The organism is Catenulispora yoronensis (genome assembly GCF_039531695.1).
Classification (GTDB): domain Bacteria; phylum Actinomycetota; class Actinomycetes; order Streptomycetales; family Catenulisporaceae; genus Catenulispora; species Catenulispora yoronensis.
In genome coordinates, this window is record NZ_BAAAQN010000180.1 from 1 (window position 1) to 655 (window position 655).

Sequence of the window (655 nt, forward strand, 5' to 3'; positions counted from 1 at the left end):
CCTTGGGACCTACTCCAGCCCCAGGATGCGACGAGCCGACATCGAGGTGCCAAACCATCCCGTCGATATGGACTCTTGGGGAAGATCAGCCTGTTATCCCCAGGGTACCTTTTATCCGTTGAGCGATGGCCCTTCCATTCAGAACCACCGGATCACTATGACCTGCTTTCGCACCTGCTCGCGCCGTCACGCTCGCAGTCAAGCTAGCTTATGCCATTGCACTAACCTCCTGATGTCCGACCAGGATTAGCTAACCTTCGTGCTCCTCCGTTACGCTTTGGGAGGAGACCGCCCCAGTTAAACTACCCACCAGACACTGTCCGCAACCCCGGTAAGGGGCCAACGTTAGAACATCAAACATTAAAGGGTGGTATTTCAAGGTTGGCTCCACGCAGACTGGCGTCCACGCTTCACAGCCTCCCACCTATCCTACACATCAAGGCTCAATGTTCAGTGTCAAGCTATAGTAAAGGTTCACGGGGTCTTTCCGTCTTGCCGCGGGTACACTGCATCTTCACAGCGAGTTCAATTTCACTGAGCCTGTGCTGGAGACAGTGGGGAAGTCGTTACGCCATTCGTGCAGGTCGGAACTTACCCGACAAGGAATTTCGCTACCTTAGGATGGTTATAGTTACCACCGCCGTTTACTGGCGCT

The 655-nt window shown here is 54.2% G+C and carries 1 rRNA gene; it reads right to left on the reverse strand.

From position 1 onward, the window contains the following. Positions 1-655, reverse strand: a 23S ribosomal RNA gene (locus tag ABD481_RS46660); the annotation flags it as partial.